Consider the following 17,571-nt stretch of genomic DNA (forward strand, 5'->3'; position numbering starts at 1 on the left):
CTTACGCCCGAGGCTCCAAGGCGATCGTGCGCAGCGCAGCAACACCTCGGGCTTACGCCCGAGGCTCCAAGCTCCATAAACCCGCGTGTGGCTCCCGCTTCAGAAACGCTCCAATCCCGGCCCGGCATAGCCGTTGACGCCGGGAGCCGCATAGCTATTCGCAGCGGGTGCCTGGAATCCATTCGTACCGGGTACCGCATAGCCATTGGCCGCAGGCGCGGCATAGCCCGCGGGCAGATTCCCGACGCTCGCCGTCGCGGTGGGTCCGCTCCAGGGGTTGGCAGGCCCTTGCGGACGACCGTATCCGCCGTATCCGCCGCCGTATTCCGGCCCGACGGGCAATTGGTAGCTCGCACCGGGTACGGGCGAGGCCGCCGCCTCCACGGGCCCGGCGTTGTTCGGCCCCTGACGCGCGGGACCGCCCAACATCGGAGGCTGCGCGTTCACCGGAATCCCTTGCCCCTGCCGCCACGACGCCTGCAACTGCTCCCAGGCGCGAACGTAGCGTTCCGGGTCGGCGCTGAACTTTCGGTAGGAATCTTCACTGTCGAAGAGATACACGCGACCGGCGAACCAACCGCCGTAATCGCGCCGACCGTCCGTCAGTTGGCCCGTCTCCACGATTTTCACGACGTCTCGGCCTCCGAACACGGGTGCATAGCGTTCGGGATCCGCCAAGAATTTCTGCTGCTCTTCCGGTCCGGCGAAGAGATAAGTTCGCCCTTCGTGGCGTGCTCCCCAGCGGCGATTGCCGAGCACCCAGCGTTCCTTTTCCATCAGACTGACCGGGCAATAGCCTTCCATCGCCAAAGGCGGATTGCCGGGGGGAATCTCCAAAGCGGGATTGCCGCCCGCGGGAGCGGTCGCGGCACCCATCGGACTCCCCATCCCCGCCAAGGCCGCCCGCGAACCGACCGGCGGTTGCGGCGGAATCGGTTGCGGATTGAAGACCGGTTGGGTTTGCGTGGGCAAAGCCGGCGCCCCGTACGGCGATTGTGCGATCTGCTCGCTCGCGGGTGAAACCGGCGGCGTCGCCCAGGGCGATGCGGCGGGCTGACCGGCGGGCGCACCCGCCCACGCCGTATCCGCGGGATTCGGCCGATCATTCGTGCCGGCGAAAGGCCCCGACTCGGCCGGACGCGCCGGAGGCGGCGCAACGGCGGGGGACGTATTCCAATTCGGGGTCGGCGTGTCGGGCGGACTCTGCGCAAACTGCGGCAACGGTTGTTTGGGCATGGGGATGTTGAGGCTCATGCCGGGGGGAGCGGGCTGATCGGCGGGAAGCGCTGCCCGCGGAGGCTGGGCGGTCGAGGCTGCCAGGCGGGGTGAGGCCGAGAACGGCCCGCCCATCGGCCCGCCGCTAGGCGTCGCCGCCATCAGCGTCTGTTGCTGCTGTCGCCAGGTCCATGCCACGCGACCCAAGCGCTCCACGTACCGCTCGGCCGTGTTGGCGCCCACCGATTTCTCTACGATCTCGCCCCGCGGCGTCAGCACCACGTCCGTGGGCACGGCATCCACGCCGAAACGCCCGGCCAAACCAGGCTCGCGATCTCGGTCGATCTTCACCAACACGTAATTCCCCTGAAGGGCCGAAATGACCTCCGGGCGAGAAAGGACGTCCGCCTCCATTTGGCGACAGGGACGACACCACGAGGCCCAAAAGTGGACCAGCACCAAGCGGTTGGTTTGCGCGGCAGTCTGGAGACCGGCATTGAAATCCGTCAGCCAAGCGGCATCTTGAGCCTGCACCGGCGTGAGGACGGCACCCACCGCCCAAAGGAGCACGACCGCCGGCAAGAGTTTTCGATAAGCCATCGGGCGAAACATTGCCGCATCCTCGCAGTAACCACAGAATCGAACGCGCAAGCCTGCGCGCCTTGATGGATTTCCGCCGTTACCTTATCGGAGTGAAAGGGCACCCAAGTTTTGGGAAATTTGACGGATCGTGCCGGTTTTTCTGAAAATCGAGGTAATCGCGAAAGCAGGGGCCCCCCCTCGGAACGGCGGCATGAATTGGAGAGGCATGGCCTCTCGGCGCGGTGATGCCACAGTCGGGATAGGCCGGCGACGCGGGTCGGATGCCCGACGCAACATGAAAAGGTTGACAAAATCCGCTTGAAAAGTCTCGCGGATTAAGCTATATAGGAAGTGTGTCGTGTGAATCATCTTGGCGGAAAAAGACACAGCCGCCGCCCAAGGCGCCGCTCGACGCGCGAAGCGAAGAGGGCTTTCCCAGCTTGCCGCCGGTCTTCGGCGGAACACCGGGGCTGGAATCCCGGGGATAGGCACGGCCGCAAGACCGGATCGGAATGTCTCGGCGGAACAGGCGGGCGGCTTGACACTCGTGCTCGCACGGATACGATTATTGGGGTGACCGATCTCGTCGGTCCAATCAGCCGTTAGCAATTCGGGGACTCTCGAACCTTCCCTCTGCTGTGGGTGAGAAGCGCCGCGGCCGTCATTGCCGCGGGTTCTCCGGTTCGCAAACGTTCGCGTTCACGCTCCGGAATTCGACTGATCCGTTGCTTTGGGTCGTGCGTGAACGGAAGGCAGGAAGCAACGCTTGCCGGCGTATCGGCTACGGCTCACAAGGAACAGGTTTTTAGGCGTTCAGGACGGTTGTCAACGTCACAGCTCTGAAGTCGCGTCCGAATCCTCGCGGATCTTGAGCATCGGGCAGGCTCCAAGGAAGCGGCCTCGCCCAACCAACAGGTGCTTGCGGCGCCGCGAGAGCAAACGGCCGGTCCACACCGCGACGCGGGCGCATCAGCGTCTTTCAGGCCGTGCCGCGAAGTTGCACGCCGCAACTCTTTAGGTATCCGATTCTCTCGGTGTTTTCTCATGAGCAAAAAACGAACGAACGGTTCCAATCGCCCACGCGGACAGAGGAACCAAGGCTCCGACCGAAACAATCACAATCGGCGGAACCATCCGCGTAATCCGCGTCCCAACTCGCATACCCAAGACAGCGCCGCGAGCGTGGAAACCCTGGATGCCCCCGGCGCCGAGTTGTACGAATGCGGCGGCGTGTTGGAACTGCACCCCAGCGGATACGGGTTCCTGCGGAGTCCCGAGGCCAATTACGAACGGCGTTTGACCGATCCCTTCGTGCCGGGAAGCATGATCGAGCGGTATCGGCTCCGCGAGGGGGTGGGGATTCGGGGAATGGCTCAGCCCGGTCGCAAAGGGCAAGGCCCGCGCCTGCGCGAAATCCTGGATGTCGACGGCATGCCGCCCCAGGACTACGTCAACGTCAAGCTCTTCGACGAAAAGACGCCCATCAACCCCGAGCAATGGTTGCAATTGGAGACGGGCAGCGAGCCTATCACCACCCGCGTCATGGACCTGCTGACGCCCATCGGCAAAGGGCAACGGGCGCTGATCGTGGCCCCGCCGCGAACCGGCAAGACCGTGCTCTTGCAGCACATCAGCCACGCCATCGCCACCAACTACCCCGAGATGAAGCTGATCATCCTTTTGGTGGACGAGCGGCCCGAGGAAGTGACCGATTTCCGCCGCGTCTGCAAGAACGCCGAAGTGGTGGCCAGCAGCCTGGATTGCGAAATCGAGAGCCACGTCCGGTTGTCGCAACTGATCGTGGAGCGCTGCCGTCGCTTGGCCGAGATGGGTAAGGACGTGTTCCTGTTGATGGACTCCATCACCCGGTTGGCCCGGGCGTTCAACAAATGGGTGGGCAACACCGGGCGGACCATGACCGGCGGGATCGACGTCAAGGCCATGGACGTCCCCAAGAAGCTCTTCGCCACCGCCCGCGCGTTCGAGGAAGGCGGCTCGTTGACCATCGTCGCCACCGCCCTGATCGACACGGGCAGTCGGATGGACGAACTGATCTTCCAGGAGTTCAAGGGTACCGGCAACATGGAGCTGGTGCTCGATCGCCGCCTCTCCGACCGCCGCATTTGGCCCGCCATCGACATCAGCCAGTCCGGCACGCGACGCGAGGAGAAACTGTTGCCTCCCGACATGCTGCGAGCGGTGACGATCCTCCGCCGCATGTTGTCGAACATGAACCCGGTGGACGCCATGGAGCAGTTGACGACTAAATTGGCCAAATACCGCTCCAACCGCGAATTCATCGAGTTGATCACTGCGGCCCAGGTGGCGTCGTAGACGGGAATCTTGGGTAGCGCCGGAACACCGCCGGCTTACGCCGGCGGCTCCATGACGCGCCAAAGGTTCCATCACGCGCTGGATACTCTATCACGCGCTGTAGGCTCCATGAAAACGAATTCGCAATCGAATCTTGGAGCCACCAGCGTTAGCTGGTGATGAGTCAAATTGGAGCCACCAGCGTTAGCTGGTGGTGGAATCTTGGGTAGCGCCGGAACACCGCCGGCTTACGCCGGCGGCTCCATGACGCGCCGGAGACTCCATCACGCGCTGGATACTCTATCACGCGCTGTAGGCTCCATGAAAACGAATTCGCAATCGAATCTTGGAGCCACCAGCGTTAGCTGGTGATGAGTTGCTTGGAGCCACCAGCGTTAGCTGGTGGTGAGTCAAATTGGAGCCACCAGCGTTAGCTGGTGGTGGAATCTTGGGTAGCGCCGGAACACCGCCGGCTTACGCCGGCGGCTCCATGACGCGCCGGCGGCTCCAAAGAATGCTGGAGGCTCTCTCGCGCTGGAGGCTCCATCGCGTGCCGGAGGTGCCGGGAATCACTCTTCGCGAAACAGCGGCGCGAAATCCGCCGACTCGAATAGCGGCCCGTCATCGTCTTCCGGCACGGCGAAACCCGGCGGATCGCCGCGATACCGGTGATTCCAGCCGAACACCTGCCCGCCGTGCTTGATCGCCCGTTCGCGAAAGCGATAGGTCAACTCCCAGCAAAAGGGAGCGACGTCGCCGGCGCCGCGGAATAACTTGGCCGCCGTCGCGCCCAGGAACAACACGGTGCCGGGCGGGCATTCCAGAAAGGTCTCGGCGTTGATCTTGCCCTGCAATGCGCGGACGGCCTGCCAGGGCGGACCGACGACTTGCCGCCACGTGAGGATGTGATCCGTCTGCGGCAGGAGCGGGTCCAAGACGGCGTCGCCGGGCAGGCTTTGCTGGGGCAGGTCCGACCAGCGCCAACCGGAACCCGTCAGGGGAAGCACCTCCCAAACAGGCTCCATGCGGTAGCTCAACTGCGTGCCGCGGGAGGGTTGAGGGCCGTCCGGGCGATCCTGCGGCGACATGCCGCGATACTCCACTTTGGCCACGACCGGCGTCCCCGAGTAGTCGGCCAGCAAAGCGGATGGGTCGTCGCCTTGCCCCGCCAACAGCGTCCGCAGCGCGGCCGGGTCGGAGGGTTCAAAAGTCACCGCCGCGGCATACACGTCGCTTTTGCCGGGATAGCGACTGCCGGGTCGCGGGGCGTCGCCGCCGCCTCGGCCCAGCACCTCGGCCGCAAAGGCCTCGCGATCCTCCCATGCGACCAGGAATCGCCGCACGGCGCGAAAACCGTCCGGTCCGTGCCGTTCGCGAGGCGATCCCGCCAATTCCTGAAAAAAGACGCCCATCCTAGCTCCCTCGCGTTTGCATTCCCACCTGCCGACCGGCGAATCGCCGACTCCGCACAACGCCTCTCGCGCGGCGTCTTTCACGCGGCGTCCGCCGCAAATCATCCGGACGTGCCGATCAGGGCCAGATCGTAGGTGACCGGTCCGCCTTCGGCCGTCAAGCGGAGATTGGCGGCCTGAGCGCTCACGGGCCAGCCCGCGCCCGGGTGACTGAGCAGCAAGGCTCCGCCGGGCGGAAGGCGGAGCGTCTGGTCCGCCGCCCCCAGCGGCGCCCACCACGGCGACTGCGAATCGCCGCCCATCACCAGGACGCCCTCGCTCTCGGCCCGAGGAAGGAGCAGCAGGGCCTTGATCGCCGTAAACGATTGCGTGATTTGCCCGCCGAAGACGTTTCGCGGCAGGGCGGTCAGTGTCCAGCGGCGCGCGGCGTTCTCGGCCAAGGCGTCGCCCGAGGCGTACCATACCGCGTCCGCCTGACCCGCCGCGCTGCCGGATAAGAGCGTCGGGCGATACTCCAGCCGATTGTCGTCGGCCAACAGGGCGAAATCCTGTTCGTCGCGCCAATTCCAACTCAATTGGGCCGACACCACGCTACGCAGCGTTCGAGACATGAGGGTTCCTCCTTTCCTTGCGCCGAGAGACGCAAACCGCCGGGCCGGTGGGCACCGCGCGACGGGCGCGGCTAATCCGCGATCCGCAGCAAGACCGACCACTCGCTGACCTGCCGCCACAGGCGTTGGGATCGAGCGACGATCGGACCTCGCCGCAGGCATGCCATCCTCGCGACGGCGGAGGCGTCGCCCCATTCCCAGGCCGCGCGATCAAAGACACCCATCAAACGATCCGCCACGGTCGTCATCCGACCGTAGTCGTCGTCCTCGACGGTGATGCGGAGGGTTCGTTCCTCCCAACGCACCGGACCGGAGGCGATCCGGAACGGTTGCGCGGCAACTACGGCGATGACCGCACGGGGCGGCGCGATCTCGGCCGATTTCGCCGTGAACACGCGGTCGGGGGCGATCAGGGCCGCCAGCGCGGCATCCGCCGCCCAACGGTCTTGCAGGCTCTGTTCGAAGGTCATGGCGATTGTTCCGAGGGGGAGCATCAACTGGAGCCACCAGCGTAAGCCGGTGGTGAATTGCTTGGAGCCACCAGCGTGAGCTGGTGGTGGAATCTTGGGTAGCGCCGGAACACCGCCGGCTTACGCCGGCGGCTCCATGAAAACGAATTCGCAATCGAATCTTAGAGCCACCAGCGTGAGCTGGTGGTGAATACACAAGAATTCACAACGTCGAAGGGGCGGCGACGGCATCGGCCTGCGTCCAGGGGACGACCTCGATCTCGGCGGGTTCGGTCCAACCGCCGGAGTGCACGATCTTGCGGACGGCGAACATCCGGCCGAGGCGATCCCGCACGCGATAGGTTCCGTGGGGAAGCCGGATGTCGGCCCTCCACCGCACCGGCCCCGCGGGGTCGTCGGCTGCGCCGGAAGGCTCTTCCCGACGGCAAGGCACGCCCGCCGCGAACAATCGCCAGACGGGCACCGGTTCGCCGTAGTCTCCTTTACGGAATTGGGCGATCTGAATATCGACGGCATCGCCCTCCGCGAAGCCCGCCAAAGTATCGCGGCACCAGGCGGCCAGCCTTTCGGCGGGAGCGAGGGAGACCGCCAGCACCACCCATCGCCGACCGTCCGCGTCCCGCAGCACGTCCCCGGACCGCACGCCGCCCGGCACCGCCCAGCGGGAAAAGGTCCACACCGCCTCCACGCGAACGAGGGCGTCCACACGGTCTGCGCGGACCGGCGGCACGGCGCGGCGAAACGCCCAACCGATGGTCACGCCGGGTTCGCGGCCCTCCCGCAGCCAGGTCACGCTCTCGCCCCCGTCGGCGATCAGAGGCGGATCATCCTGGGGTGAAAACCTCGGTCCGCTCATGGCTTGCTCCCGCGTTGTCAGACCGCTCTGCCGATAGGAACCGCCGCCGGCGCGGGGCGATCCCCTACGTCACCGCCCGCGATCGCGATTCGAAAGGCTCGGCCTCCGCCAGCTTGACGTCGCACCACTCAACGACGTCCTTCAAGCGTCCCAGATACTCGCTCCATGAGACGGCTTGCCCCTCCAGTTGGTAGCTGGGCTTGGGTTGCAGCGTCAATTCGGCGATCAAGGCCAAGCACTGCGATCGGATCACGCGCAGCGCTTGCACGTCCGGAATGTCTTGGCTCATCGTGCGTTCCTCCTCAGGTCGAAGCGATACGGCGACGTGCGTACCGGGGATTTCGCCCTAAACGGCCCAAAGGCGGAATCGTGCCGTGATTTTTTGCCCGGCGACGGGCGTCAGGCGGTACTCCACCAGGTAATGCCGACCGGGCGTGGGAAAGGCGGGTTGTTGCGAGACGTCTACGGCGTGGCGAAAGTTGTAGCCCTCGTCGTCCACGTCCCAAAGGGCGTCCCGTTGCAGGGCGGAAAAGAGGACGTCGCCGGGCGGCACGACGGCGTCCTGGTGGCCCGCCACGGGAGTCCGCAGGAACGGATCGCTCGGGTCGAGCACGTACACGCCGTATCGGACGTCGGAGACGGCGGCGGGCGTGAGGGGCAGGCCGTCGTTGCCCACCACCCGCGCCAAAAGCGTCGCCGAGGCGTTGGCGAAGACGACGCCCGGAATCTCAACGGCTTCACCCATGGCCGGTCGTTCCTTTCGATGCTGTGCGGGAAACGGTCGAAGTCATGCGAAGGTTCGGGCCAAGCCCGCCACATTGCCCGATACGTGGATGCCCGCGGCGAGGACGTGCCGGGCGACGCGACCGGCGGCGACCCCGGGGCACCATGCTCGGCCCGCCGTGACGGCAAAGCGGGGAACCGGCACGGCCGATGCGACCGGGGGAGGCGGCGGTTCCGGTTGGGGATAACGGATGGGCGGATGCGTCGTCCAACCGGGTCCGCCCTCCGCCGTCAGATCGTTCCCCAGTCCCGACTGATCCGCGTCGTTCTCGCCGAACTCGCCGCCCAGCGGCCAATAACCGCGGAGGTTTTCGGGGCGGACCAAGAGCGGGCTGTCTCCCTGGGCCAAGGCGAGGATCTCCGCGTCGGTGAGGGCCGCGTCCCAAACCGCCGCCTCCGCCGCATCGCCCGCAAAATATGCCGTCACCCCGCCCGACGATTCCCATGCCGCCAGCGTGGTCCGGTTCAATCCGCCGGGCGTCTTGGCGACGGTATCCTCGGCGCCGGGCTGACCGTCGCAATACACCCTGCGGCGATCCGCGGCGGAGAACACTCCCGCCACGTGCTGCCACCGGTCGAGGGTATAGGCCCCGGCGCTACGGGCGATCGCGAAGGTGCCCTGCTGGGCCGTGACGGCGGCGGCGCGGACGCCGTCGGGCCCCCGCAATTGCAGAAAATAGCCCGAGTGGTTTTGGGTCGTGTTGCTCAGCCCCACGACGTCCTCGTAGGCCGAGGCGCGACTGGGACGGACCCACACCGCCAAGGTCAGGGGCGGTTGCAAGACCGGGGCCGATTCTCCCCGCAAGCGTTGCGAAGTCCCGTTGAACGTCCGCGCCATCCGTCTCCCCCCTTTCCGCGATTCGGTTCCCGCCGGACCAGGCCGGAGATCAACTCGCCGAGCAACGGACCACGGCGCGCGGTTCCAAAACGGCGGGCGTCCCGCGTTCGCCGGCCTTGAACCGGACCACGATGTCCTGGTTGAAGTCGGCTTCGCTGCCGGGCGGAGACTGCGTGACGGTGATGGGCCAATTCTCCATGTAAGCAAAGGCGCGAGCGAAATCGCCTAGGAACCACCACGTCTTGGCCTGCTCCTCCGGCGTGCCCGCCGCCGCAATCCGCGACGCCAGCAACCGGCTTTCGTGAACGCGGTAGTCGGCCAGGGGATTGGGCGAGGCGGTTGCCGTCCCGCCGCCGCTGTCAAACGTCACCTGCTGCGCGGTGAAGATCCGCCGCGCGGTGTGCCGCAGGGAAGAGGGCACCAGCACCGTGTTCGGCCGCATCAAAATCGGCTCGCCGGAACCGGGGTCCGTCATGGCGGCGAAGAGTTGCTCCGCTCGATCCACGCTCGTCCAATCGACGAGCGGATTGTCGGCCAGCAGGTTGACCCAGGGACCGCCCCCGCCCGCCGCGTAATACGTGTCGTAAGCCGTGCCGTTGTGCTTGTAGCTGGAGACGGCCCCCAGAATCGTATCCAGAATCCGCTTTTCCCGGTTCAGCCCGAGGATTTCGCCGACCTCCGCCGCCCGGCTGAGAACCACGTGCGTGCGGTCGAAGAAGATCGCCTCGCGGGTGACGGGGACGATCAAGCCGCGCTTGGCCGTCCGCGGCGTTTCGATGTAATCCTCGCCGAAGCCGACGTGGGGATAGGGCATTCCGGGATGGACCTCGGTCGCGGCATCCGGCAGGCGCGAAGCCCCGGGAATCCGCTCACCGTCCAATCGCGTGGGGATCACGCGGACCAAGCGCGAGGCGGTGAAGGCCTCGTGGCGATAGCCCTCCAAGATCTTCGCTTGGACGACTTGGCCGGTGACTTGGAGGAAGGCCGTCGCGTCCACTCCTTCCGCTTCGAGTAGCGGCACCGCGTCGCCCCGGCGCGGATCGAGACTTTGCACCCAGTGCCGTCCCTCGGGGATGAGGGTCTCGGCCAGGTCGCGGAGACTGAAATCCTCCGGTCGCAGATCGCCGCGGCGGAGGGCCTCGCCGATGTGCTCGACCACCGCTTGCGAACCGTCCAACTCCCATCGCCGCCGCAACTCCCGACAACAAATCGTGGGCATCTTTTAAGCTCCTTTCCCGCGGATTGCCAGTACGAAGACTCGCGCATTCCGGTCGCCGGGTTCGGCGCCGGATCGGTTTCGTTCAGGAGGCGGCGGTGGTACCTTTCACGCCGCCGGTCATGACGGTGGAGCAGATTTCCACCCAAACGGTGCCGCCGGGTTGAGGGGCGCGTTTGGCCGCGCGGCCGACCGCCAAGGCCGCCTGCGTCACCTTGGTCACGCGCTGATTCTCCAGTCGGGTCCCGTCGTCGGCCTCGTCCGCGCCGATCCAATCGCCCAACTCGAAGCTCTCGGCGGGACAGACGAACTCGAAGACGCCGGTCGCCGCCACGCGAATCGGGCGGTCGTCGCCGACGGGGCTTCGCTGCATGGCCACGCCCAGGAACCGCCCCGCAAAAAGCTGTTGATTGGCCGCCTCGTTCCCTTGGTCGGCCTGGGTGGAGGCCGATCGCGCGACCCCGTTTTCCAGATAGACCAAGTCGCCGATTTCGATCAGTTCCTGGGGATTGACCGCCGCGACCACCGATCGCGTGTCCCCGAACCGCCAACGCATGCGATCCGCCATCATCGTGTGCTCCTCTGTCAGAACGGTCATGTCATTCATGGGATCGTAATTACCGATTTCGGCCGAAAACGGGATCTTCCGGCCTTCCGCGACGAAAACTCCGCCGATTCAGCGGCGCAGCACGGCGCGGACGAATTCGGCCGTGGCATCGCCGACGGGAGATCGCAGGGGGTCGCGTGCCGCGGGCCGTTCGATCGGCGACTCCCCGGCCATCCAGGGCGGCGTGCCGTTGGCGCCGGCGGTGCGGGCCAGCAATGCGGCTTCGCGGAGGATATCGCGGGCCGCTCGGGCGTCCTCGATCGAGACCAAGAGGTCCCAGAGACGACCGCCCAACCGCGGCCCGATCGCTCGTCGGGGAGCGTGCGGCGGCAGCAGTCCGCACTCGGCCGCCGCCTCCGTCAGCGCGCACGCCCGCTGAAGCCGAGCCAATTCCCGCCGCGTCTCCGCCAGGGCCTCCTGAAGCGACGCGGACGAAGACGACGGGGCAGGTCGCGTGCGGACCGGTCGGGCGGTCTCGCTCGGCAAGGCCGGATCGTCACCCGAACCGCGGCCCAATTCCTCCCCCTTCGCCGCCTCGTCCGGCCCTTGCGACTCGAAGAGACCCTGGGTGCCGGCCGGATCGGCCACGACGTCCACGCTCAGAACCTGCTCGATTTCCTCCACCACGGTCCGGGCGCCCTCGCGCCGAACCTTGGCCAGAACGTTGTGCGAAAGGCCCAGGTTCCGCGGCGCGTGCTCGGCGTCCCAGACCAGTCGCTGCGCCAACTCGTGCTTGGGATTGAACCGCAAATCGGCGAACAGGCCGGAACCCTCCTGGAACCGCACGCCGCAGATCTCGCCCAACCGGTCGCGGTAGTCGCGCGGCTCGCCCGGTCGCGACGGATGGTTGATGTTGACCCGGGCGTTCTCGTACAGCGGGACCGCCCGGCGGAGCGTGTCGGGCGGATACTCGCGCCCGTTCTTCGAATAGAACCCCAGCACTTTGACGCCGCGAATCAACCCCGCGTCGATATCCACCCGCGGCGGCGATTCCGGCCAGGCCGTGAACTCTTGCAGCGATTCCCTCGGCATGGGTACCTCCTATGGATTGGGATTTGCCGAACATTCCTCCGGATTCTCGGGCGCCGACTTACGCCGGCGCTTCCCAGGCATCGGGCGACGGGCTTTCGCGGCGGGGGTCCAATCCGTGACGCAAGGCCAGCGTCTCGCGCGACATGGCACCGCAGCGGAACAGCACCTCGTCGGCCTGCGCCTCCTTCAATCGATCCCGAACCGCCAGGGGCGGCGGCACCGCCTCGACCGTTACCCGACGCAGCACGTCTTCCGGCAGGCGTCCCGCCCGCGCCGCCGCCCTCAATGCCCGCCGCATCACCCGCAAGTCGTCCTCGATCATTTCCTGCTGCAATCGTTGGAACATCCGCACGGCAGGCCCCTCGGCGACCAAGGTGGAGGCGTAATTGGCGTTGGAGGCGTCGCTGGTGAGCATGAACTCGGGCATGACCAGGCGACTGGCGATGGCCCGCAACTCGGCCTGAAGCAACGTCACGTATCGCGCGGCGTCGATGGCGGAGGCGGGGAATTCGTATTCGGTGCCCGCCGCCGCGTCCAACACCGTGCCGGGGGCGAAGACCAGGCGGGGGAGGGCGCCGGGGGCTTGCGGGCGATCGTCGGCGGTCTCGGCGGCGAAGCGTTCCACCGCCGCCCTGCTCGCCCGGGAATGCTTGCGGATCAAGGCCACCGCCGATTGCACGCCGGCAACCACGCTCATGTTCCGCAACAGCTTTTCGGCGCGACGGAGGTTCTTGCGGACGGGATAAAACAGCGGCAGGCCCCGCTTGATGTTCACATCGACGTTGGCCTTGCGGTGCTGGACGGCACCCGACTCCACCCAGCGCCCGCCGATCCAATAGCCCAGCACCCGCTCCACGTCGCGGGGATCGGTTTGCACGCCGAAGGTCGCGCCGGGATCGCGGCGGTCGGTCGGGCAGGCCACCTCCTCCGGTTCCACGAAACGGACCTGAAGCCTCCCCGCCCCATCGGAGAAAAACCGCAGAAAGACCTCGCCGTCGCGGTCGTAGCGCCGCAGGATCTCCTGTTGTCGGCGATGCCAGCGGTTCTCGTCGAGGAATTCGTCCAGCACCTCCTGGGCGGCGACCCGATCGGCATCGGCGCCGCCGATCGCCTCCGCTTGGATTCCCGCCGTGCGGGGCACCACGCGATAGCGATGGCCCGTCCCCACAACGTAGCTCACGCGGTTCTCGTGACCGTTCACGGCGAATTCGTTTTCGGCGGCCAAGGCCCGGCACGCCCGGCGAATCTCCGCCAGTTCGGCCTCATTGCGGAAGGGCACGGTGCAATCGCCCCAGCAACGCGGCGCCGCCCGCGGATCGTCGCTCCAAGGGTCGTCGAAATCGGGGTCCACCCAGGGCGAAGTCCCGCCCAGCCATTCTCGCAACCACGGCATGAACCCCCGTCCGCGCGCCATTGCCGATTCCTCCGCTTGGTTCGATATGATTGCCGTTCCCCGGAATCGCCGTGATCGCCGCCGGCCAACGCATCGAGGCGTCCGACGGCGGGGCTACCAACCGATGCGTCCCACGATCCGCTCGCCGGGATGCGGTCGCGTCCATTCCTCGGCCAGGCGGAGCGCCATTTCCAGGGCATCGGGACCGTCGTCGTGCTCCGCCAAGGGGAACATCCGCAGTTGCTCCACCAGCAGTCGCGTGCCGGGGGAATCGCGGCGAAACCGCAAGCGGCGTGCGGCCAACAGCGGTCCCAAGCGGCGAATGCGGACCTGCTTGGGAATGTGGTTGCGGATCAACCACGGGGCGCAACTCACCAAGCCCCGCGCGCGAAACGCCCGCATCAATGGCTCCGCCAGCAACTCCTGGAATTGATTGGCCTCCACGCCGAAGGCCTGCACGCCGTGTTTGGAACACCAATCGGCGGCGTCCTCGACCATTTGGGCCACGCTCCGCCGCGCCAGGTCGGCCTCCACGTACAGCGCGCCGTCGGGCGTTTCCGCGGCCAGGACCAGGGCCGAGTAATCACCTCGCCGTCCTTCGCTCCCTTTGCTTGGATCCAAGGCCGCCACGCGCCACAGCGCCCGGCCGGGAGGTGTTTCGCACCACACATGGTCGGCGAAGTAGTCGTCGGGCCACTCGCAATATTCGGGCGAGACGGGCGAGTTCTGCTTTTCTCGGGCGAAGGCCGCCGCGCCGATCTCCGCCCGCAGGCACATCAAGGCGTACAGGTCCTCCCGCTGCGGCCACAAAACGCTCGCCCCGGCGTCCATGGCCTCGCGATGCTCGAGGTAGAATCGCCTCGCTTCACGGACCGCCTCCCGGCGACCCGGTTGATGATAGATTCGTTCCCACTCGGCCCACAGCGCGCTTGCTTGAGGCGGGCGCTCCAAGGCGCGAAACACCCACGATCGCCAACCCGGCGCTCGCGTCAGTTCCATCCCCAAGGCCTCGCCGTGCAGGGCCGTGGCCAAGTGCACGAAGTTGGTCTCGGGCGTGCCCGCCGCCGACAACGTGCCGTGAAACCACAACCGCGTCCTTTCCCGCAATCGAGGCGAGAGCATGTGCCGTTCGCTTTGCAGGTCGTCGGCCACGATCAGCGTGGGGCGGTGCATGCGTCTCCTTTTGCCGCGCATGGCCTGGCCCGTGCCGAAGGCCTCCCAAGTCGCGCCGTCCTCCAGCGTCACGCGATCGGCGCGGCGGCACAGCAGGCGGCGAATTCGGGGATATTCGCGCCGCAGGGCGCGGTTCTCCTCCAACTCGGCCGCGATGTTCTCCAGGTGCGCTCGGGCCTGACGCCGCCCGTCGGAGACCAGCCAGACGTAGCGTTCCCCGCCCTCCAGCACGGCCCAAAGGGGATAGCCGAGCGAGGCCAGGGTGGACTTGGCGGAGCCGCGCGGGGCCAGGACGTTCAGTTTTCCGCCCCGCCGCCGCGACATCGCAACCAGTTCCGCGGCCACGACTTGGTGCATGCGGGAAGGCGGCAGACGGAAATGCTCGGGCAGGAATCGCCGGCACCACGCCAGCAGGTCGGCGCGCTCGGTTGCGGTCGCCTGCATGCGTCGCGCCCGACCGTGCCGCTGCGCGATTTCGCGATAGAGCGTCTCCGCCCAAACCTCCGCCCCGTTCACCGCGTTCGCCTCCACTCCCATGGCACCCGATGCCGTTCCCGCCCGGCGTCGCACGTCGCGGGCCTTATTCCCCGTTCTCGTCCGATTCGTCGGACCGATCCGAACGCTCTGCTTCGCTCCGATCGTCGTTCTCGTCGTCGGCGTCGCGCTCCCGCGGATGGGGCCCGGCGTTCAGGTTCCGGCCCAGCGTCCGCAGACGCCGCAGGATGTTCTTGCGGTACTTGGCGGCGGGGACCTCCTCCACGATCAGGGCGGCGAATTCGGCGAGCAATTCGCGGACCTGATCGGCGGTTAGCAGGTCGGCCTTGCGCGGCGCGAACTCCTCGGGGTTGAGTCGTTCCAAGGCCCATGCCGCCGCCCGCCAGTAAGGCTCCTTCCGCGCCGCCGCGGCGATGTTCTTCATGAACAGGATTTGGGCCTTCAGTTCCGCCTTGCGGAGTTCGTCGGCGAAGGCGGCGTCGCGCTGCGCTGTCCGCTGGATGGTGGAAGGCGAGCAACCGACGTAGCGTGCCGCCGTGCGTCGACTGCACCCCACGCTGAGGATCGCCAGGACCTCGCGTTTGCGGTATTCGTCCAAGCCTTTGGCCGTGCTTGCCATGCTCGCCGCGTTGCTCCCAGGGTTATCGACAGGCGCGCGGGGCGCCGCGTTTGGATGCGTTGTCGGCCTTGCCGCGAGGCCGGTCGCGCCTCGACCGAAGACGTTTCACGCCGTATAGCGAAAGGAGACGACGGCCCGACCCCACGAACCGGCATAGCCCGGCAGGCCGCCGGGACGTGAACCGAGCTTTCGCACCGCCGTGGTCTTCCAGCGGGTGGAACGTCGGCAATGGCTGATGACGGCGGGATGGGCGGCGGTGATGGTCACGCGTTTTCCCCCGCGCGCCGTCCATTCCGCCACGGCGTCCAGGAAAGCCCCGCCGATGCCCATGCCCTGATACTCCGGCAGGACCACGAGTCGGCTGATGCGTCGCGTGCCGGCGCGACCGGGCATGGGCGCCGTGGCGCAGAACCCCGCCGCTTCGCCCTCCCACACGGCCAAGTAACACCGCACCACCGCCGGCAGGGATCCGCTCAAATAGTGATGACGCCGATAGGCCCGCCAAGCCTCACGTCGGCAAGGAACGATCTCCACGCGGATCGGCGGTCGTGGAAGACGCCTCCCGGCGAATCGCTTGACCGCCATATCCACGACCCAATCCGGGGCCAGCCAATCCGTCACATCGTAATGGCAGGTCACGGCGACGAACCGGCAGGGGAGTCGTCCTTCGCGAATCCGCCGCGCCGTCCCCGCCGCGATGGCCCGGGCGGCCTGCCGATCCACCACGCTCGTGAATTCGTCGCACACCACCAGCGGCAGGCGTCGATCGGCTTGGGGCGGCAGCAAGGCATGCCACGGTTCCTCTTCGGAGGTCGCGGTCCCTTCCTCTCTCGGCGCGCCGGCCGTCGGTCCGGCGGCGTCCTCCGGTTCTGTTTCCTGTTTCGGCAGCGCGTCGGGACGCGGATACAGTGCGTCCGCGAAGAGCCGCGCCAAATCGCACCGCGCCCGTTCGCCGTTGCTGAGGAGTCGGTACGGACGGAGCCAGGCGGGCGGAGACGCGAACCCCACCGCCGTCAACAGACCCGCCGCCCGTTTCAGCGGCATGGCGTCGAAGACTTCGATCACCGCGCGATCGTCCGGCCAATCCGCGGCGGGCCGCATGCGATTTCCGAACCAGTGCCGCGCCAGCGTCGATTTGCCGCTTCCCGAAGGCCCCACGATCAGGCCGATGCGCCAATCCTCGGTCTGCGGCGGGACCTCCACGACGAACCGTTCGCAGAGCTTTCGGCCCAGCGGCACGTCGAACATGCCGGCGGCCTGCTGCACGCGAAAACTCGGTCGGACCGGCGATTCCAACACAATCTCGAACCGCATCGTGCACCCCACTCCGGTATCAAAGATTGACCAAGCGACAGGAAAACCCTTCTGCCGTCAATCGCTCGAACAATTGCCGCTGCTCATCCTCGTCGCGGCACCGGACCACGATTTGGAAGAGGTCGGGCAGAGGCGGTTCGCTTTGCCCGTCGGACGACTCCGCCGCCTCGAGTTCCCGCTCCGCTCCGCCGTCTTCGCCCGCCAGACCGTCCAAGAGCGATTGCAGGCCGGGGTGCGTCGTCTCCACTTCGGCCAAGAGGTCGCGGAGTGCGTCGTCGTCCCTGCCGGCCAGACTCGCCAAGGGGTCCAGCACGGCCAACAGCTTGGCCGCCTCTTCCGCCGACACATCCAGAACCAAGACCGGAACCAAGGCTTCCGGCGTGGTCTCCGCCCGCAAGTGCCCGTCGATCAACTCCAGCGATCCATCCTCCAACTGCCGGGCCAGGAGGGCGTCGGCGTAGCCGATCTCGGCCAGCACGCCGCGGAGGGCCTCTTGCTGGTTTCGGGGATGCGTCCGCCAATTGCGGGGATTGGGCCGCAGGTCTCCCGCCCGAACCCGACGCAACTCCTTGATTCGATCGCGTATTTGCACGGCTTGCGTTTCCTCCCCATCCGTTGCGTTCGCTCCCAAGACGTTGAACG

The 17,571-nt window shown here is 66.9% G+C and carries 17 protein-coding genes; 1 reads left to right on the forward strand and 16 read right to left on the reverse strand.

What is annotated here, in order from left to right; all coding sequences use genetic code 11:
• Positions 1-99 precede the first annotated feature (99 nt).
• Positions 100-1,827, reverse strand: coding sequence for a thioredoxin domain-containing protein (locus tag ACYQ6J_RS14660; RefSeq protein ID WP_460184933.1), 1,728 nt, complete (start codon positions 1,825-1,827; stop codon positions 100-102).
• A 1,014-nt stretch (positions 1,828-2,841) separates the two neighbouring features.
• On the opposite strand from ACYQ6J_RS14660, the gene rho reads away from it, so the two are divergent.
• Positions 2,842-4,131, forward strand: a complete 1,290-nt coding sequence (gene rho, locus ACYQ6J_RS14665) for a transcription termination factor Rho (protein WP_460184934.1) — start codon at positions 2,842-2,844, stop codon at positions 4,129-4,131.
• Positions 4,132-4,679: 548 nt separating this feature from the next.
• Here rho and ACYQ6J_RS14670 read toward each other — a convergent pair.
• The 15 genes from ACYQ6J_RS14670 to ACYQ6J_RS14740 all read right to left on the reverse strand — a co-directional run bounded on the left by ACYQ6J_RS14670 (position 4,680) and on the right by ACYQ6J_RS14740 (position 17,521).
• Positions 4,680-5,522, reverse strand: a complete 843-nt coding sequence (locus tag ACYQ6J_RS14670; RefSeq protein WP_460184935.1) for a hypothetical protein — start codon at positions 5,520-5,522, stop codon at positions 4,680-4,682.
• A gap of 101 nt (positions 5,523-5,623) precedes the next feature.
• Positions 5,624-6,133, reverse strand: a complete 510-nt coding sequence (locus tag ACYQ6J_RS14675; protein ID WP_460184936.1) for a hypothetical protein — start codon at positions 6,131-6,133, stop codon at positions 5,624-5,626.
• Between the two features lie 71 nt (positions 6,134-6,204).
• Positions 6,205-6,603: a hypothetical protein gene (locus ACYQ6J_RS14680; RefSeq protein ID WP_460184937.1), complete on the reverse strand. Its 399-nt coding sequence runs from the start codon at positions 6,601-6,603 to the stop codon at positions 6,205-6,207.
• 202 nt (positions 6,604-6,805) lie between these two features.
• Positions 6,806-7,459 carry a hypothetical protein gene (locus ACYQ6J_RS14685; RefSeq protein WP_460184938.1) on the reverse strand — a complete coding sequence of 218 codons (654 nt, stop codon included), beginning with the start codon at positions 7,457-7,459 and terminating at the stop codon, positions 6,806-6,808.
• Between the two features lie 64 nt (positions 7,460-7,523).
• Entirely contained in the window at positions 7,524-7,748 is a 225-nt protein-coding gene (locus ACYQ6J_RS14690) for a hypothetical protein (protein WP_460184939.1), read from the reverse strand.
• A 57-nt stretch (positions 7,749-7,805) separates the two neighbouring features.
• Complete coding sequence (locus ACYQ6J_RS14695; RefSeq protein ID WP_460184940.1) at positions 7,806-8,204, reverse strand: hypothetical protein; 399 nt, start codon at positions 8,202-8,204, stop codon at positions 7,806-7,808.
• Positions 8,205-8,246: 42 nt separating this feature from the next.
• On the reverse strand, positions 8,247-9,080 hold the full coding sequence (locus tag ACYQ6J_RS14700; RefSeq protein ID WP_460184941.1) for a LamG-like jellyroll fold domain-containing protein: 834 nt from the start codon (positions 9,078-9,080) through the stop codon (positions 8,247-8,249).
• Positions 9,081-9,129: 49 nt separating this feature from the next.
• Complete coding sequence (locus tag ACYQ6J_RS14705; RefSeq protein WP_460184942.1) at positions 9,130-10,299, reverse strand: phage major capsid protein; 1,170 nt, start codon at positions 10,297-10,299, stop codon at positions 9,130-9,132.
• An 82-nt stretch (positions 10,300-10,381) separates the two neighbouring features.
• Positions 10,382-10,894 (reverse strand): capsid cement protein, encoded by a 513-nt coding sequence (locus tag ACYQ6J_RS14710; protein ID WP_460184943.1) that lies wholly within the window; start codon positions 10,892-10,894, stop codon positions 10,382-10,384.
• 78 nt (positions 10,895-10,972) lie between these two features.
• The gene (locus ACYQ6J_RS14715) at positions 10,973-11,935 is read right to left on the reverse strand and encodes a hypothetical protein (protein ID WP_460184944.1); all 963 of its coding nucleotides are present in this window, start codon (positions 11,933-11,935) and stop codon (positions 10,973-10,975) included.
• A gap of 58 nt (positions 11,936-11,993) precedes the next feature.
• A complete protein-coding gene (locus ACYQ6J_RS14720) occupies positions 11,994-13,349 on the reverse strand; it encodes a phage portal protein (RefSeq protein WP_460184945.1) in 1,356 nt (451 codons plus the stop codon).
• 93 nt (positions 13,350-13,442) lie between these two features.
• Positions 13,443-15,038, reverse strand: coding sequence for a phage terminase large subunit (terL, locus tag ACYQ6J_RS14725; RefSeq protein WP_460184946.1), 1,596 nt, complete (start codon positions 15,036-15,038; stop codon positions 13,443-13,445).
• Between the two features lie 43 nt (positions 15,039-15,081).
• A complete protein-coding gene (locus tag ACYQ6J_RS14730) occupies positions 15,082-15,615 on the reverse strand; it encodes a hypothetical protein (RefSeq protein WP_460184947.1) in 534 nt (177 codons plus the stop codon).
• A 105-nt stretch (positions 15,616-15,720) separates the two neighbouring features.
• A complete protein-coding gene (locus ACYQ6J_RS14735; RefSeq protein ID WP_460184948.1) occupies positions 15,721-16,929 on the reverse strand; it encodes a GNAT family N-acetyltransferase in 1,209 nt (402 codons plus the stop codon).
• A gap of 19 nt (positions 16,930-16,948) precedes the next feature.
• Positions 16,949-17,521, reverse strand: a complete 573-nt coding sequence (locus ACYQ6J_RS14740; protein WP_460184949.1) for a ParB N-terminal domain-containing protein — start codon at positions 17,519-17,521, stop codon at positions 16,949-16,951.
• Positions 17,522-17,571: the final 50 nt, after the last annotated feature.

The organism is Thermopirellula anaerolimosa, assembly GCF_054657335.1.

Bases quoted from the DNA above. Each gene is read 5' to 3' on its own strand.
- ACYQ6J_RS14660 (WP_460184933.1), bottom strand. From the start codon at position 1,827: ATGTTTCGCCCGATGGCTTATCGAAAACTCTTGCCGGCGGTCGTGCTC.
- rho (WP_460184934.1), top strand. From the start codon at position 2,842: ATGAGCAAAAAACGAACGAACGGTTCCAATCGCCCACGCGGACAGAGG.
- ACYQ6J_RS14670 (WP_460184935.1), bottom strand. From the start codon at position 5,522: ATGGGCGTCTTTTTTCAGGAATTGGCGGGATCGCCTCGCGAACGGCAC.
- ACYQ6J_RS14675 (WP_460184936.1), bottom strand. From the start codon at position 6,133: ATGTCTCGAACGCTGCGTAGCGTGGTGTCGGCCCAATTGAGTTGGAAT.
- ACYQ6J_RS14680 (WP_460184937.1), bottom strand. From the start codon at position 6,603: ATGACCTTCGAACAGAGCCTGCAAGACCGTTGGGCGGCGGATGCCGCG.
- ACYQ6J_RS14685 (WP_460184938.1), bottom strand. From the start codon at position 7,459: ATGAGCGGACCGAGGTTTTCACCCCAGGATGATCCGCCTCTGATCGCC.
- ACYQ6J_RS14690 (WP_460184939.1), bottom strand. From the start codon at position 7,748: ATGAGCCAAGACATTCCGGACGTGCAAGCGCTGCGCGTGATCCGATCG.
- ACYQ6J_RS14695 (WP_460184940.1), bottom strand. From the start codon at position 8,204: ATGGGTGAAGCCGTTGAGATTCCGGGCGTCGTCTTCGCCAACGCCTCG.
- ACYQ6J_RS14700 (WP_460184941.1), bottom strand. From the start codon at position 9,080: ATGGCGCGGACGTTCAACGGGACTTCGCAACGCTTGCGGGGAGAATCG.
- ACYQ6J_RS14705 (WP_460184942.1), bottom strand. From the start codon at position 10,299: ATGCCCACGATTTGTTGTCGGGAGTTGCGGCGGCGATGGGAGTTGGAC.
- ACYQ6J_RS14710 (WP_460184943.1), bottom strand. From the start codon at position 10,894: ATGACCGTTCTGACAGAGGAGCACACGATGATGGCGGATCGCATGCGT.
- ACYQ6J_RS14715 (WP_460184944.1), bottom strand. From the start codon at position 11,935: ATGCCGAGGGAATCGCTGCAAGAGTTCACGGCCTGGCCGGAATCGCCG.
- ACYQ6J_RS14720 (WP_460184945.1), bottom strand. From the start codon at position 13,349: ATGGCGCGCGGACGGGGGTTCATGCCGTGGTTGCGAGAATGGCTGGGC.
- terL (WP_460184946.1), bottom strand. From the start codon at position 15,038: ATGGGAGTGGAGGCGAACGCGGTGAACGGGGCGGAGGTTTGGGCGGAG.
- ACYQ6J_RS14730 (WP_460184947.1), bottom strand. From the start codon at position 15,615: ATGGCAAGCACGGCCAAAGGCTTGGACGAATACCGCAAACGCGAGGTC.
- ACYQ6J_RS14735 (WP_460184948.1), bottom strand. From the start codon at position 16,929: ATGCGGTTCGAGATTGTGTTGGAATCGCCGGTCCGACCGAGTTTTCGC.